General features: G+C 45.5%; 14 protein-coding genes. 10 read left to right on the plus strand and 4 right to left on the minus strand.

From position 1 onward, the window contains the following. Positions 1–128 precede the first annotated feature (128 nt). The 7 genes from acs to fis all read left to right on the plus strand — a co-directional run bounded on the left by acs (position 129) and on the right by fis (position 7,260). Positions 129–2,078: an acetate--CoA ligase gene (gene acs / locus OW495_RS23680; RefSeq protein WP_017108601.1), complete on the plus strand. Its 1,950-nt coding sequence runs from the start codon at positions 129–131 to the stop codon at positions 2,076–2,078. A 322-nt stretch (positions 2,079–2,400) separates the two neighbouring features. Further along, the gene (aroQ, locus tag OW495_RS23685) at positions 2,401–2,850 is read left to right on the plus strand and encodes a type II 3-dehydroquinate dehydratase (RefSeq protein WP_004729735.1); all 450 of its coding nucleotides are present in this window, start codon (positions 2,401–2,403) and stop codon (positions 2,848–2,850) included. A 74-nt stretch (positions 2,851–2,924) separates the two neighbouring features. Further along, the gene (accB, locus tag OW495_RS23690; RefSeq protein WP_004729736.1) at positions 2,925–3,377 is read left to right on the plus strand and encodes an acetyl-CoA carboxylase biotin carboxyl carrier protein; all 453 of its coding nucleotides are present in this window, start codon (positions 2,925–2,927) and stop codon (positions 3,375–3,377) included. 15 nt (positions 3,378–3,392) lie between these two features. Continuing rightward, positions 3,393–4,736, plus strand: a complete 1,344-nt coding sequence (gene accC, locus OW495_RS23695) for an acetyl-CoA carboxylase biotin carboxylase subunit (RefSeq protein WP_017104594.1) — start codon at positions 3,393–3,395, stop codon at positions 4,734–4,736. Positions 4,737–4,942: 206 nt separating this feature from the next. After that, positions 4,943–5,830: a 50S ribosomal protein L11 methyltransferase gene (gene prmA / locus OW495_RS23700; protein WP_065113620.1), complete on the plus strand. Its 888-nt coding sequence runs from the start codon at positions 4,943–4,945 to the stop codon at positions 5,828–5,830. Between the two features lie 141 nt (positions 5,831–5,971). Then, the gene (gene dusB, locus OW495_RS23705; RefSeq protein WP_017104592.1) at positions 5,972–6,940 is read left to right on the plus strand and encodes a tRNA dihydrouridine synthase DusB; all 969 of its coding nucleotides are present in this window, start codon (positions 5,972–5,974) and stop codon (positions 6,938–6,940) included. Positions 6,941–6,963: 23 nt separating this feature from the next. Then, positions 6,964–7,260 (plus strand): DNA-binding transcriptional regulator Fis, encoded by a 297-nt coding sequence (fis, locus tag OW495_RS23710; RefSeq protein WP_004729744.1) that lies wholly within the window; start codon positions 6,964–6,966, stop codon positions 7,258–7,260. Positions 7,261–7,452: 192 nt separating this feature from the next. On the opposite strand, the gene zntR is transcribed toward fis, so the two are convergent. Further along, entirely contained in the window at positions 7,453–7,884 is a 432-nt protein-coding gene (gene zntR / locus OW495_RS23715; RefSeq protein WP_029223214.1) for a Zn(2+)-responsive transcriptional regulator, read from the minus strand. A gap of 323 nt (positions 7,885–8,207) precedes the next feature. Here zntR and purH point away from each other — a divergent pair, with 323 nt between their 5' ends. Together purH and purD are read left to right on the plus strand one after the other, a co-directional pair. Next, complete coding sequence (purH, locus tag OW495_RS23720; protein WP_102514499.1) at positions 8,208–9,800, plus strand: bifunctional phosphoribosylaminoimidazolecarboxamide formyltransferase/IMP cyclohydrolase; 1,593 nt, start codon at positions 8,208–8,210, stop codon at positions 9,798–9,800. A 283-nt stretch (positions 9,801–10,083) separates the two neighbouring features. After that, a complete protein-coding gene (gene purD / locus OW495_RS23725; protein WP_017108605.1) occupies positions 10,084–11,373 on the plus strand; it encodes a phosphoribosylamine--glycine ligase in 1,290 nt (429 codons plus the stop codon). 135 nt (positions 11,374–11,508) lie between these two features. Here the strand turns inward: purD and OW495_RS23730 are convergent, their stop codons facing one another. Then, positions 11,509–12,207, minus strand: a complete 699-nt coding sequence (locus tag OW495_RS23730; RefSeq protein ID WP_017108606.1) for a DUF1481 domain-containing protein — start codon at positions 12,205–12,207, stop codon at positions 11,509–11,511. Between the two features lie 47 nt (positions 12,208–12,254). Continuing rightward, complete coding sequence (hupA, locus tag OW495_RS23735) at positions 12,255–12,527, minus strand: nucleoid-associated protein HU-alpha (protein ID WP_017108607.1); 273 nt, start codon at positions 12,525–12,527, stop codon at positions 12,255–12,257. 270 nt (positions 12,528–12,797) lie between these two features. Here hupA and OW495_RS23740 point away from each other — a divergent pair, with 270 nt between their 5' ends. Further along, positions 12,798–13,961 carry a hemolysin family protein gene (locus OW495_RS23740; RefSeq protein ID WP_017108608.1) on the plus strand — a complete coding sequence of 388 codons (1,164 nt, stop codon included), beginning with the start codon at positions 12,798–12,800 and terminating at the stop codon, positions 13,959–13,961. Positions 13,962–14,075: 114 nt separating this feature from the next. Here the strand turns inward: OW495_RS23740 and OW495_RS23745 are convergent, their stop codons facing one another. Further along, entirely contained in the window at positions 14,076–14,663 is a 588-nt protein-coding gene (locus tag OW495_RS23745; protein ID WP_029223215.1) for a DUF416 family protein, read from the minus strand. Between the last annotated feature and the right edge of the window lie 19 nt (positions 14,664–14,682).

Here is a 14,682-nt window from a genome sequence, read left to right on the forward strand (position 1 = left end):
AGTCTAATTGTGGAAATCGCCGTCCTAGCCGAGAGTGATAGCACAACGACGGTCCTGTAATAGACTTAGAAACTGAACACAAAGGAAGTTGCCAGTTCATTAAGAATGTAGGCACAAGGAGAGATGAAATGAGTGAAGCCCACGTTTATCCGGTAAAAGAAAATATTAAATCAACCACACACGCGGATAATGACACTTACCTAGCCATGTACCAGCAATCTGTTTCTGACCCTGAAGGCTTTTGGGGTGAACACGGAAAAATCGTTGATTGGATTAAACCTTTCACACAGGTAAAAAATACTTCTTTCGACCCAGGCCACATTGATATTCGCTGGTTTGAAGATGGCACGCTTAACGTTTCGGCTAACTGTATCGACCGCCACCTTGCTGAGCGCGGTGATGAAGTCGCTATCATCTGGGAAGGCGATGACCCTGCTGATGATAAAACCCTAACCTTTAACGAACTACACAAAGAAGTGTGCCTGTTTTCTAATGCTCTGAAAGAGCAAGGCGTACGTAAAGGCGATGTGGTTTGTTTATACATGCCAATGGTTCCAGAAGCTGCGGTTGCGATGCTGGCATGTACCCGTATCGGCGCGGTTCACACTGTGGTATTTGGCGGTTTCTCTCCAGAAGCACTGTCTGGTCGTATTATCGATTCAAATTCTAAAGTCGTTATCACTGCCGATGAAGGCGTGCGTGGCGGCCGTGCTGTTCCACTGAAGAAAAATGTCGATGAAGCACTGACTAACCCTGAAGTGAAGAACATCGAAAAGGTTGTGGTCTTCAAACGTACTGGCGGCGATGTTGCTTGGCACGAACACCGTGATGTGTGGTGGCATGATGCTATCGCAAACGTATCGGCAGATTGCCCACCAGAAGAGATGAATGCAGAAGATCCATTATTCATTCTTTATACATCAGGCTCAACAGGCAAACCTAAGGGTGTAATGCACACCACAGGTGGTTACCTTGTTTATGCAGCCATGACCTTCAAATACGTATTCGATTACCAAGAAGGTGAAACCTTCTGGTGTACAGCCGATGTGGGCTGGATTACCGGTCACACTTACCTTGTTTACGGACCTCTTGCCAATGGTGCGAAAACCATCCTGTTTGAAGGCGTGCCGAATTACCCGAACACAAGCCGAATGAGTGAAGTGGTTGATAAGCATCAAGTTAATATTCTTTATACTGCGCCAACGGCTATTCGTGCATTGATGGCGAAAGGCAATGAAGCCGTTGAAGGCACTTCTCGTGACAGCCTAAGAGTCATGGGCTCGGTAGGTGAACCTATCAACCCAGAAGCGTGGGAGTGGTACTACAAAACAATTGGTAACGAACAGTCTCCAATTGTCGATACATGGTGGCAAACAGAAACGGGCGGCATCTTAATCGCTCCACTACCGGGCGCAACAGACCTAAAACCGGGTTCAGCGACTCGTCCATTCTTCGGTGTGCAACCCGCGCTTGTCGACAACATGGGCAACATCATTGAAGGCGCGACTGACGGCAACCTTGTGATTCTTGACTCTTGGCCGGGACAAATGCGTACCGTACATGGCGATCATGACCGTTTCGAACAAACTTACTTCTCTACCTTTAAAGGTATGTACTTTACCAGTGATGGTGCTCGTCGTGATGAAGACGGTTATTACTGGATTACGGGCCGTGTCGATGACGTGCTTAACGTATCAGGTCACCGTATGGGTACCGCTGAGATTGAATCTGCGCTAGTGGCGTTCGATAAGATTGCAGAAGCAGCGATTGTGGGCATTCCTCACGATATTAAAGGCCAAGCAATTTACGCTTACATCACGCTTAATGATGGTGAGTTCCCAACCGCAGAGCTTCATAAAGAAGTGAAAGACTGGGTACGTAAAGAGATTGGCCCAATCGCAACACCAGACGTTCTGCATTGGACAGACTCTCTGCCGAAAACTCGTTCAGGTAAAATCATGCGTCGTATCTTGCGTAAGATTGCCACTGGCGATACTGGCAACCTAGGCGATACGTCGACACTGGCAGACCCAAGCGTGGTCGATAAGCTGATTGCAGAGAAAGCAGAATTGGCATAAGCAACCCGTTACATTAGCTTATCACTGTTTAAAACAGCCATTAATAAACCGTCACCTATGTGGCGGTTTTTTTATGGCTGATCTTGATCTCAAATATCTTCGATAAAATTAAGGCAATCGCGGTTTTTTGTTAAGTTGATAACAATTCCATACCGTACTTATAGGAGATTAGACCAGTAAATTGCTGCGATTTGCGCTGAATTAGCTATAATCTGGTTCTAATTTTTAAATTTGGGTTTTTCTTACTGGAAATTAACCCCAAATTTTCAATAAAATGGCAACATTCACATTCGTAAACACGATAAAGGAAGATAGCCCCACAATGTCTACAAAGTTTCGCATTCTAGTTTTAAATGGCCCAAACCTTAACCTGTTAGGCCTTAGAGAGCCTGCACACTACGGTTCTCAAACACTTGACCAGATTATTAGCTCTTTGACCGAGCAAGCGAAAACACAAGATGTTGAGCTGTCTCACTTACAGTCAAATCGTGAGTATGAACTGATTGAAGCTATCCATAGTGCTTATCAAAATGTTGATTTTATTATTATCAACCCAGCGGCCTTTACACATACCAGTGTGGCGTTGCGTGATGCACTACTTGGTGTTGCTATCCCATTTATTGAGGTTCATCTATCGAATGTTCACGCACGTGAACCATTCCGTCACCACTCATACCTATCTGATAAAGCAGAAGGTGTGATTTGTGGCTTAGGTGCCCAAGGTTATCAATTTGCTTTGACGGCTGCGCTCAACAAGCTCAACGCAAAGTAAATAAAAACAACGAACTATTACTAACCTACTCAGTCAAAGAGTAAGTTCAATCAACAGATAAAGAGAAAGAAACAATGGATATTCGCAAAATCAAAAAGCTAATCGAATTGGTTGAAGAGTCTGGCATTTCTGAGCTAGAGATCTCTGAAGGTGAAGAGTCAGTACGAATCAGTCGTAACAGCCCTGTATCTGCAGCGCCTATTCAATATGCAGCGGCTCCAGCTCCTGTAGCGGCAGCAGCACCTGCGGCGGCACCTGTAGCAGCAGAAGCAGCAGCTCCTGCAGTTCCAGCTGGTCACCAAGTTCTTTCTCCAATGGTTGGTACTTTCTACGGCGCTCCAAGCCCAGATGCAAAACCATTCGTTAAAGTTGGTCAATCTGTAACTGCTGGCGAAACTCTATGTATCGTTGAAGCAATGAAAATGATGAACCAAATCGAAGCTGATAAGTCTGGTGTTGTAACAGCAATCCTAGTTGAAGACGGTCAACCAGTAGAATTCGACCAAGCTCTAGTAATTATCGAATAATAGAGAGCACTTATTATGTTAGATAAATTAGTAATCGCGAACCGTGGTGAAATTGCACTGCGTATTCTGCGAGCATGTAAAGAGCTTGGCATCAAAACGGTAGCGGTTCACTCAACCGCTGACCGTGATCTTAAGCACGTACTTCTTGCTGACGAAACCATTTGTATTGGTCCAGCTCGCGGTATCGATAGCTACCTGAACATCCCTCGTATCATCAGCGCAGCTGAAGTTACAGGTGCAGTCGCTATTCACCCAGGCTACGGCTTCCTATCTGAAAATGCAGACTTTGCAGAACAGGTAGAGCGCAGTGGTTTTATCTTCGTTGGCCCTAAAGCTGAAACCATTCGCATGATGGGTGACAAAGTGTCAGCTATCACGTCAATGAAGAAAGCTGGCGTACCTTGTGTACCAGGTTCTGACGGCCCTCTTGACGACGACGAAGCAAAAAACAAAGCGCACGCTAAGCGCATTGGCTTCCCAGTTATCATCAAGGCATCTGGCGGCGGCGGCGGTCGTGGTATGCGTGTTGTTCGTTCTGAAGCAGAACTAACAGAAGCTATCGCGATGACTCGTGCTGAAGCAAAAGCATGTTTCAACAACGACATGGTTTACATGGAGAAATTCCTAGAAAACCCACGTCACATTGAAGTACAAGTGCTTGCAGATGGCCAAGGCAATGCTATCCACCTAGGTGAGCGTGACTGTTCAATGCAGCGTCGTCACCAGAAAGTTGTGGAAGAAGCGCCAGCTCCAGGTATCACTGAAGAAATGCGTAAATACATCGGCGACCGTTGTACTCGTGCATGTCTTGAGATTGGTTACCGCGGCGCAGGTACATTTGAATTCCTATACGAGAACGGTGAGTTCTACTTCATCGAAATGAACACTCGTATTCAGGTTGAGCACACGATTACTGAAATGGTAACGGGTATCGATCTAGTGAAAGAGCAACTTCGCATTGCTGCTGGTCAGCCTCTATCATTCACACAGGATGATATTAAGCTGCGCGGCCACTCAATCGAATGTCGTATCAATGCTGAAGATCCAGTTCGCTTCCTACCTTCACCAGGTAAGATTGAACGTTTCCACGCACCAGGCGGCATGGGTGTTCGTTGGGAATCTCATATCTACACTGGCTACACAGTGCCACCGCATTACGATTCAATGATTGGCAAGCTGATCACTTACGGTGAGAACCGTGACGTAGCGATTGCACGTATGAAGAACGCTCTAGCAGAAATGATTGTTGAAGGTATCAACGTCAATACTGAGCTGCAATTAGCGATTATGAACGACGAAAACTTCCAACACGGTGGTGCAAACATCCACTACCTTGAGAAGAAGCTTGGTCTGCAATAGAAGCTTGGTCTGCAACAGAAGCAGGTCTTCCATAATACGTTCTCTGTAGAACAGTAATAAATGCTCACTTCGGTGGGCATTTTTGTTTTTAAACACTCGCAAAAATCAATCGATAATCCCTCTTATAATCCGCGGTGTTTTGGTGAATTTGCTCATATTTTCTGCTAGACTCCCCATCCAATTTTTCTCATATAGAAGATGCAGCCATGCCTTGGATTCAAATCAAGCTTAATGCGACCAATGAAAATGCCGAACAAATCGGCGACATGTTAATGGAAGAGACTGGTGCTCTTTCTGTAACTTTCCTGGATGCACAAGATACCCCTGTATTTGAGCCTCTGCCGGGTGAAACTCGCCTTTGGGGTGATACTGACATTCTCGCGCTTTACGATGCTGAGACTGATACTGGTGTCGTTCTAGCGCAGATTAAAGCAAGCAACATGTTCCCTGCAGACTTTGCTCATAAAGTAGAGCAAATTGAAGACAAGGACTGGGAACGTGAATGGATGGATAACTTCCACCCAATGAAGTTTGGTGAGCGTCTTTGGATCTGCCCGAGCTGGCGTGATATCCCAGAACCTGACGCTGTGAACGTCATGCTAGACCCTGGTCTTGCATTTGGTACGGGTACTCACCCAACAACAGCATTGTGTCTTGAATGGCTGGAAGGCTTAGACCTGACAGGTAAAACCGTGATCGACTTCGGTTGTGGTTCAGGCATTCTTGCGATCGCTGCGATCAAACTGGGCGCTGCAAAAGTTGTCGGGATCGACATTGATCCTCAAGCTCTGCTTGCTTCAAAAGACAACGCACAACGCAATGGTGTTGCTGAGCAGTTAGAGGTGTTCCTACCTCAAGATCAACCTGAAGGTCTGATTGCTGACGTTGTCGTTGCTAACATTCTTGCAGGTCCGTTACGCGACCTTTCAGGCATCATTAAAGGCCTAATTAAGCCAACTGGCGTGCTTGCGATGTCGGGTGTTTTGGATACACAAGCAGAAGATGTTGCGACTTATTATCGTGATGAGCTTCACATTGATCCAATCATTGAACAACAAGAATGGTGTCGAATCTCTGGTCGCAAGCAAGGCTAGACAAGACTTTGGGCGCTAATTGACTGAATTTTAAGCAAATTACAAAAACAAATTGTAAATGCTCAAATATTAGTCTTTTCACGCAGCGAAAAAATGCGTAAAATGCGCGCCCTTGCTGGTACAGAACTGTGATGACATTTTTTGAAAATCGGAAATTATCAACTTAAGAACAATCTAATCGTCGCTCCTATGGCTGGCGTAACGGATAGACCATTCCGTGAGTTGTGTCTTCGTTACGGTGCGGGGATGGCAGTCAGTGAAATGATGTCCTCCAATCCGAAAGTTTGGAAAACGTCAAAGTCTCAGCAGCGTATGGTACATGAAGGCGAATCGGGCATTCGTTCAGTACAAATCGCTGGTGCAGATCCACAGCTTATGGCCGAGGCTGCTCAATTCAATGTTGCTAACGGTGCGCAAATCATCGATATCAATATGGGTTGTCCAGCCAAAAAAGTGAATAAGAAGCTTGCGGGCTCAGCCCTACTTCAGCATCCAGAACTCATTGAAGATATTCTGAAGGCTGTGGTAAATGCTGTCGACGTTCCAGTAACGTTGAAAACGCGCACAGGCTGGGATACAGACAATAGAAACTGTGTCCAAATCGCTAAAATAGCCGAAGACTGCGGCATACAAGCTCTTGCCCTTCACGGGAGAACCCGCGCTTGTATGTACAAAGGTGAGGCAGAATACAAACACATTAAAGCAGCAAAACAAGCAGTATCTATTCCGGTTATCGCTAACGGTGATATCGATAGCCCGGAAAAAGCTAAGTTTGTGCTGGAGTACACTGGCGCTGATGCTTTAATGATAGGTCGACCTGCCCAAGGACGCCCTTGGATTTTTAACGAAATCCTACACTATTTGGAAAACGGCACCACGATGGACCCGCTCCCGACTTCGGAAGTGAAAGACATCATGCTTGGCCATGTTAACGCTCTACATGAATTTTATGGCGAGTTTTTAGGCCCCCGTATTGCTCGTAAGCATGTGGGTTGGTACCTAAAAGAACATGAACAAGCGAGTGAGTTTCGCCGTACCTTCAACGCATTCGAAGCAGGTGATCTGCAGCTTGAAGCGCTAGAAGGTTTTTTTGATAACGTTGCACCATAATTACGAGAAGAGCTAGACCGAATATGTTCGAACAAAATCTGACTTCAGAAGCATTGACAGTAACTACAGTTACATCACAAGACCAAATCACGCAGAAGCCTCTACGTGACTCAGTTAAAGCATCATTGAAAAATTACCTTGCTCAATTAAACGGTCAAGAAGTCAGCGAGTTATACGAATTAGTATTAGCTGAAGTTGAACAGCCACTACTAGACACTATCATGCAGTACACTCGCGGTAACCAAACTCGCGCAGCAACCATGATGGGTATTAACCGCGGTACTCTTCGCAAGAAACTTAAAAAATACGGCATGAACTAATCGTTCTTTCGTAATTAATTGAATTGAAAGCCAAGCTCATTTATTGAGTTTGGCTTTTTTTTTGGCTTATTGATTATGTCGCTGAACAAGACTGCCTCGCTGAGTAACCAGGTAGTAAGACAATAGGTAATAACGCTGTAAGACAACAAAGCAACATACCTAACGAATGCAAATCAGCTGCTATCGGCCTGGTTAGCTACAACAACGTCCCTTCTCAAGGTTTGCTGAGTCCAAGGCAGCCAGAATCGAACAATGGCTCGCATCGTCATCTATGTGGCCACAACAAGCATCATTAATCTTTTTGAGGGCCGTTCGAATCTTAGTAAGCTCCGTTATCTTTTCATCAATCATCTCTAACTTAGAAGAAGTAATCGACTTCACTTCAGCGCAACTGTGTTGAGTCGCTTCAAGACGAATCTCTAACAATTCTTTGATTTCATCTAAACTCAGCCCTAACTCTTTAGATTTGAGAATAAACGTCACCTGCTTTTGGTTATTTTCATCATACAGACGATAACCCGACTCACTGCGACTGGCTGGTGCAATCAGGTTATTCTTCTCATAAAAACGCAAGGTATCGGCTGTCACACCGCATCTTTTCGCCAATTCACCAATCTGAAACATGTTTTTTCCTATTCTTTCATCCATTCCACTATTTACCTTGTTGTTACTTTTCAGGCTGAAATGGCACTTTTCATAATTAATTTTGAGATGCCAAACGATTGCGCGAGCTTTTTTGTAATAAATTAGTTAGAATCTGCGCCATCAAATTTGGAGTTGGTTATCTTATAGCTTGATTATAAGAACACCCAAAAGGTCTTTACCAAAACTGGCCAATATTTTATCTCTTACTGGTATCTAAGATACTCCACGCTGAGAAGATAGAAACAAGTTCTTTTTTGGCAAATATCTTTATTTTAACCCCATGAATTTGAGGAAATGGAAGCATGAATAACGCTCGTCCAATTCGCCGCGCTCTCATCAGCGTATCAGACAAAACTGGTATCGTTGAATTTGCACAAGCTCTTGCTAACCGTGGTGTAGATATCTTATCTACTGGTGGCACTGCTCGCCTGCTTGCTGAAAAAGGCATCTCTGTAACAGAAGTATCTGACTACACTGGCTTCCCAGAAATGATGGATGGCCGTGTTAAGACTCTGCACCCGAAAGTTCATGGTGGTGTTCTAGGCCGTCGTGGTCAAGATGATGGCGTGATGGAAACTCACGGTATCAACCCTATCGATATGGTTGTTGTAAACCTATACCCATTCGCAGAAACCGTTGCTAAAGAAGGTTGTACCCTTGCTGACGCTGTTGAGAACATCGACATCGGTGGCCCAACAATGGTTCGCTCTGCTGCTAAAAACCACAAAGACGTAACGATCGTTGTAAACGCACACGACTACGAGCGCGTTGTGGCTGAAATGGACGCGAACGAGAAATCTCTAACACTAGAGACTCGCTTCGACCTCGCTATCGCAGCATTCGAACACACGGCTTCTTACGACGGCATGATCGCTAACTACTTCGGCACTATGGTTCCTAGCTACGGCGAGAACAAAGAAGGCGACGAAGAGTCTAAATTCCCTCGCACGTTCAACCAACAGTTCGAGAAGAAGCAAGACATGCGCTACGGTGAGAACAGCCACCAAGCAGCAGCTTTCTACGTTGAAGCAAACCCTGAAGAAGCATCAGTTTCTACGGCTCGCCAAATCCAAGGCAAGGCGCTTTCTTACAACAACATCGCTGACACTGATGCAGCGCTTGAATGTGTGAAAGAGTTCGACCAGCCAGCATGTGTAATTGTTAAGCACGCTAACCCATGTGGTGTTGCACTAGGTGAAGACATCCTAGAAGCTTACGACCGCGCATTCAAAACAGACCCAACGTCTGCATTTGGCGGCATCATCGCATTCAACCGTGAACTAGACGCTGCAACAGCAACGGCTATCACTGAGCGTCAATTCGTTGAAGTTATCATTGCACCATCTGTTTCTGCTGAAGCAGTAGCAATCGTAGCGGCTAAGAAAAATCTTCGTCTGCTTGAGTGTGGTGAGTGGACAACTAAGACAACTGGTTTTGACGTGAAACGCGTTAACGGTGGTTTGCTAGTTCAAGACCGCGACCAAGGCATGGTTTCTGAAGACGACCTAAAAGTAGTTTCTAAGCGTCAACCAACGGCTGAAGAGCTAAAAGATGCTCTATTCTGCTGGAAAGTAGCGAAGTACGTTAAGTCTAACGCTATCGTTTACTCGAAAGGTGACATGACGGTTGGTGTGGGCGCTGGCCAAATGAGCCGCGTTTACTCTGCGAAAATCGCAGGCATCAAAGCGGCAGACGAAGGTCTACAGGTTGAAGGTTGCGTGATGGCATCAGATGCATTCTTCCCATTCCGTGACGGTATCGACGCGGCAGCAGAAGCTGGCATCAAGTGTGTTATCCAGCCGGGCGGCTCTATGCGTGATGACGAAGTTATCGCAGCAGCAGACGAACACGGCATGGCGATGATCTTTACGGGCATGCGTCACTTCCGCCACTAATTTCCTCTTCGTATTTGGCACTGTGGCGTCGTTAGCTGCTTTCGCCCACCCCGGTCACATAGCTGGCTATGCTCCCGGGGATGGGCTCAATTGCTGGCTAGCCACATCACCAGCTACTTTGAGCAAGACTTATAATTTTGTTTTTTTGAATATTCCGATATTTGAAATACGTAGAGCAAGTCAGTGACTTTAGTTCAAGGAAAACACGCGGAGCTTATGACCATAAGTAAGCATGTTTGACACAGAAATAAAGGCTCTGAAGCAGCTATAAGGATTTTAAAACATGAATGTATTGATTATCGGTGCAGGCGGTCGTGAGCATGCACTTGGCTGGAAAGCGGCACAAAACCCAAACGTTGAAACAGTATTCATTGCTCCAGGTAACGCAGGTACTGCGCTTGAGCCTAAACTTGAGAACGTAAACATCGGTGTTGAAGACATCGCAGGTTTAGTGGCGTTTGCTCAAGAGAAAAAAATCGAACTGACTATCGTTGGTCCTGAAGCACCATTGGTTATTGGTGTGGTTGATGCATTCCGCGAAGTCGGCCTACCAATCTTTGGCCCAACTCAAGCGGCAGCACAGCTTGAAGGCTCTAAAGCATTCACCAAAGACTTCCTAGCTCGTCATGAGATCCCAACAGGTTACTACTCAAACTTCACTGAGATTGAGCCAGCTATCGCTTACGTTCGCGAGCAAGGTGCTCCAATCGTAGTAAAAGCTGACGGCCTTGCTGCAGGTAAAGGCGTTATCGTTGCGATGACCCTTGAAGAAGCAGAAGACGCAATCAAAGACATGCTAGCAGGCAACGCATTTGGCGAAGCAGGCAGCCGCGTGGTTATCGAAGAGTTCCTTGAAGGCGAAGAAGCAAGCTTCATCGTTATGGTTGACGGTTCTAGCGTTCTTCCTATGGCCACCAGCCAAGACCACAAACGTGTTGGCGACAAAGACACTGGCCCTAATACTGGCGGTATGGGTGCTTACTCCCCAGCTCCAGTGGTAACTCCAGAAATTCATAACCGCATCCTTGAGGAAGTTATCTACCCAACGGTACGTGGTATGGATGCAGAAGGCGCACCTTACACTGGTTTCCTTTACGCTGGCCTAATGATCGATGCTGACGGCACACCTAAAGTTATCGAATACAACTGCCGCTTCGGCGATCCAGAAACGCAACCTATCATGATGCGTATGGAGTCAGACCTTGTTGAGCTTTGCCTAATGGCTATCGACGAGAAACTCGACGAAGCAGAATCTAAGTGGGATCCACGCGCTTCTATCGGTGTTGTTCTTGCGGCTGGCGGTTACCCTGCTGATTACGCAAAAGGTGACGTTATTTCACTGCCGACAAGCGAAGTTGAAGGCCAAAAGGTTTTCCATGCAGGTACCACAAATAACGAAGCTGGCGACGTTGTTACAAACGGCGGCCGCGTGCTATGTGCAACTGCACTGGGCAACACGGTTTCTGAAGCTCAGGAGCGCGCTTACGCGTTAACTAAGCAAGTTAGCTGGAATGGTATGTTCCACCGCAATGACATTGGTTACCGTGCGATTGCGCGCGAGCAAGAGCAGTAATCTCTCTCGAACAATCTATCTCTAACTCATTGCAGTTAGTGGAATCAAAAAAGGCGCCTAGGGCGCCTTTTTTAATATTTAAAATACATTATGTTCGCTTACCAAGCGTTTGGCCTATCGTAGGTCAAAAGCTCTCTACTCACTGAGAAGTGATGGCCTTTGAATACATTGATGGTTTTCATCGGCTAATACCAATAACTCAGCAACCGACACTTTACGTGACGACACTTTACCCACAAGAGCACCATAACTCTCTACTGAAGCAAGACGATTGACAACGATTCTTGGTAAGGTCTTGTTAAATTCAAAGTACTCGAATTGATCGCCAGAACACGTCTCAAAAATCTCACCATTCCAGTAGCCCTGAAGAAGCTCTAATCCTTCATCATTTTGCTTCTCTGTGATATCGAGAACCGAAATCGCCTGCTTTTGGTAGTTATCCAGCTGCTCTGATTGAAGTGGCAAGATTTTGCTACCGATTCGGTATTGTTGATACACGGCCTCGCCAGACTGATTAAAGCGCACATGAACACGATAAGGTGCTAACGCTTGTGAATCGTCACGTAGCTCGCCTTCACGAATAAATTCACGCAGTACACCACCGGACCAAGCATAATCGGTTTTGTACCAACCATAGTCGCCCATTGTGACGTAATCAGCAGAAGTGTGTGGTTGTGTTAGCTTGTTGGTGACCCAGAAGAAACTTGTCGCGTCGCCCATGACTTGGCCGCCGGTATAGGTTTCAAATTGCTCTAGGTTTTTGCCGGGGCTTGTTGAAGAACAGCCGAGAAGAAATGTAGATAAGAGTGAAACGAGAAGAAATGCTTTTTTCATAAAACCTGTACCGAGGTGAGAGTAAAACTACCTCGGTACAGTTTAGATTATTTTACTGAATCTTTCAGCGCTTTACCTGCAACAAATGCTGGAACATTTGCAGCAGCGATTTGGATCTCATCACCAGTTTTTGGGTTACGACCAGTGCGAGCTGCACGGTGGTTTACTTTAAAAGTACCAAAACCAATTAGCTGTACTTGATCGCCATCTTTAAGAGTCTCAGTCACGCCGCCAAGAGTTGCTTCTAGAGCCGCTTTAGCTTGTGCTTTCGAAAGGTCCGCTTTTTCAGCAATAAAGTCGATTAATTGAGTCTTGTTCATTTTAGGTTTCCCTTCTTAGTATTTTCGAATTCAATTAACTCTAAAACATAAATGCCCTATCTGGCAAAGGTTTGTCGTCGATCTTTAGCTCTAATGCCGTAGTTTTAGCCATAATATGAGTAATAACTCACAATTTGTTACTGATTTTATTGAGTAAGCCCTTGTTTAAAAGGGGCTGAGAGTGAAATTAATGATGACCTAGCCACTACTTATTCTCTATAATCCATCTTGAATCGCTGACAAAGCGTACAATTTAATTTAAGGGCAAACATGCTGCTGCTAACTATTTACGTCTCCATTGCTATTGGAGTTTCTTTCATTTGTTCTGTTTTGGAAGCTGTACTTTTGAGTATTAGTCCGAGCTACATCGCTCAACTAAAACAAAATGGGCACCCTGCAGCCGCGTCTTTAGACAAACTGAAAACAGATATTGATCGCCCGCTCGCGTCAATTTTAACGCTCAACACCATCGCACATACTATTGGTGCGGCAACCGCAGGTGCACAAGCCGCCGTTGTTTTTGGTAGCCAATGGCTAGGTGTTTTCTCTGCCGTGCTCACTCTGGGCATTCTGGTGTTGTCTGAGATTGTTCCAAAAACGATTGGTGCGACCTACTGGCGTCAACTTGCTCCAGCATCGTCAACGGTACTCCGTTGGATGGTGTTCTTCCTAACGCCATTTGTTTGGTTCTCAGAGCAAATTACTAAACGTCTAGCTCGTGGTCACCAAGCACCTAAGATGCGTGACGAGCTATCAGCGATGGCTATTTTGGCAAAAGAGAGTGGCGAGTTCGCAGAAGGCGAATCAAAAATCCTAAGCAACTTATTAGGCATTCAAGACGTTCCTGTTACCCAGGTCATGACACCTCGACCGGTTGTATTCCGTGTAGATGCAGAGATGAGCGTCAATGTGTTCCTTGAAAAACACAAAGACACGCCGTTCTCACGTCCTTTGGTCTACAGCGAACAAAGTGACAATATCATTGGTTTTGTTCACCGTCTGGAGCTGTTTAGATTACAACAAGCGGGTTGCGGCGAAAAAGCGTTAGGCGAAGTCATGCGCCCTATCCACGTTTTATTGAACAACATGGGCCTCGCTAAAGCCTTTGACCAAATGATGGCAAATCGCCTGCAATTGTCTTTGGTTGTTGATGAATACGGCACAATTCAGGGCATCATCACCCTAGAAGACATCTTTGAGCATTTAGTTGGCGAAGAGATCGTTGATGAAGCGGACAAGACCACAGACATGCAAGAACTTGCGTTTCAGCGTTGGGAAAAATGGAAAGAGACACACGGTGTTATCGAAAACCGCGATGAAGAGGACGAGCTAGAAAAAGAAACTCCAGCAGACAACGATGCCTCAGATTCAAAATCAGCGGATGATGACGACGCATCAAAAGATAATGCCTCAAAAGACAAAGCTCAGAACTAACAGCTAAGAAACAAAAGAAAAAAACGCTTAATCGAAACTTGATAGCGTCAGATACAACAAAGGCTCCCTAGGGAGCCTTTGTTTTTTATTCTATTCGCTACAACTCAACATCCGTTATAACGCAACACCAATGTTGCTCACTGGGTCTTCACGCAGTTCATGACGCAGATCTTTAATCAATTCAAGGTCGCGCTCTGTCGTTTCACGAAGTGGTCGGAAGATCGCCCATTGAACGTCCCACTCTTCACATACCGCTTCATTTTCTTTCTGGTTTTCGTTCGTGACTTCTTCAGCACCTTGAGCGAATTCAAGTTCTGCAACCGTCTTCACCGACTGTTGGCTCACTTTAATTACCGATTCAAGCATGTGTTCACGATCAAGCAGACCATGTATTAACGTTGCTAAGCCTTGGCATGCGTCCATTGCTGGATAAACACCATAAAAATCAAAATCATCACCGCTAGGGAATAGCTCTTCTACTTTCTCAAGTTGACGCTCAAAGTTCACCTTTGCCGTTTTAACCGTTAGGATTTCCCAAATGCTATCCAAAACATCACGATAGATTCGAGCTTCCGCAAATTCTGTATTCTCACAAAACATGGCATAGTTAGGATACATACGCTCACATAGACACGCCATAAAGGTAATTTGTTGCCAAGGTTCTAACTTTTCAAGACGAACCTGCAATGGATTCTGAAGCATAGTCACTCAATAATTGCAG

The sequence above is a fragment of the Vibrio sp. 14N.309.X.WAT.E.F5 genome, assembly GCF_030397615.1.
In the GTDB taxonomy this organism is placed as follows: domain Bacteria; phylum Pseudomonadota; class Gammaproteobacteria; order Enterobacterales; family Vibrionaceae; genus Vibrio; species Vibrio lentus.

Coding starts and splice junctions, on each gene's coding strand:
- acs (WP_017108601.1), top strand. CDS start 129: ATGAGTGAAGCCCACGTTTATCCGGTAAAAGAAAATATTAAATCAACC.
- OW495_RS23740 (WP_017108608.1), top strand. CDS start 12,798: ATGCTGCTGCTAACTATTTACGTCTCCATTGCTATTGGAGTTTCTTTC.
- zntR (WP_029223214.1), bottom strand. CDS start 7,884: ATGTTTCAGATTGGTGAATTGGCGAAAAGATGCGGTGTGACAGCCGAT.
- OW495_RS23730 (WP_017108606.1), bottom strand. CDS start 12,207: ATGAAAAAAGCATTTCTTCTCGTTTCACTCTTATCTACATTTCTTCTC.
- accC (WP_017104594.1), top strand. CDS start 3,393: ATGTTAGATAAATTAGTAATCGCGAACCGTGGTGAAATTGCACTGCGT.
- accB (WP_004729736.1), top strand. CDS start 2,925: ATGGATATTCGCAAAATCAAAAAGCTAATCGAATTGGTTGAAGAGTCT.
- hupA (WP_017108607.1), bottom strand. CDS start 12,527: ATGAACAAGACTCAATTAATCGACTTTATTGCTGAAAAAGCGGACCTT.
- purH (WP_102514499.1), top strand. CDS start 8,208: ATGAATAACGCTCGTCCAATTCGCCGCGCTCTCATCAGCGTATCAGAC.
- fis (WP_004729744.1), top strand. CDS start 6,964: ATGTTCGAACAAAATCTGACTTCAGAAGCATTGACAGTAACTACAGTT.
- OW495_RS23745 (WP_029223215.1), bottom strand. CDS start 14,663: ATGCTTCAGAATCCATTGCAGGTTCGTCTTGAAAAGTTAGAACCTTGG.
- purD (WP_017108605.1), top strand. CDS start 10,084: ATGAATGTATTGATTATCGGTGCAGGCGGTCGTGAGCATGCACTTGGC.
- prmA (WP_065113620.1), top strand. CDS start 4,943: ATGCCTTGGATTCAAATCAAGCTTAATGCGACCAATGAAAATGCCGAA.
- aroQ (WP_004729735.1), top strand. CDS start 2,401: ATGTCTACAAAGTTTCGCATTCTAGTTTTAAATGGCCCAAACCTTAAC.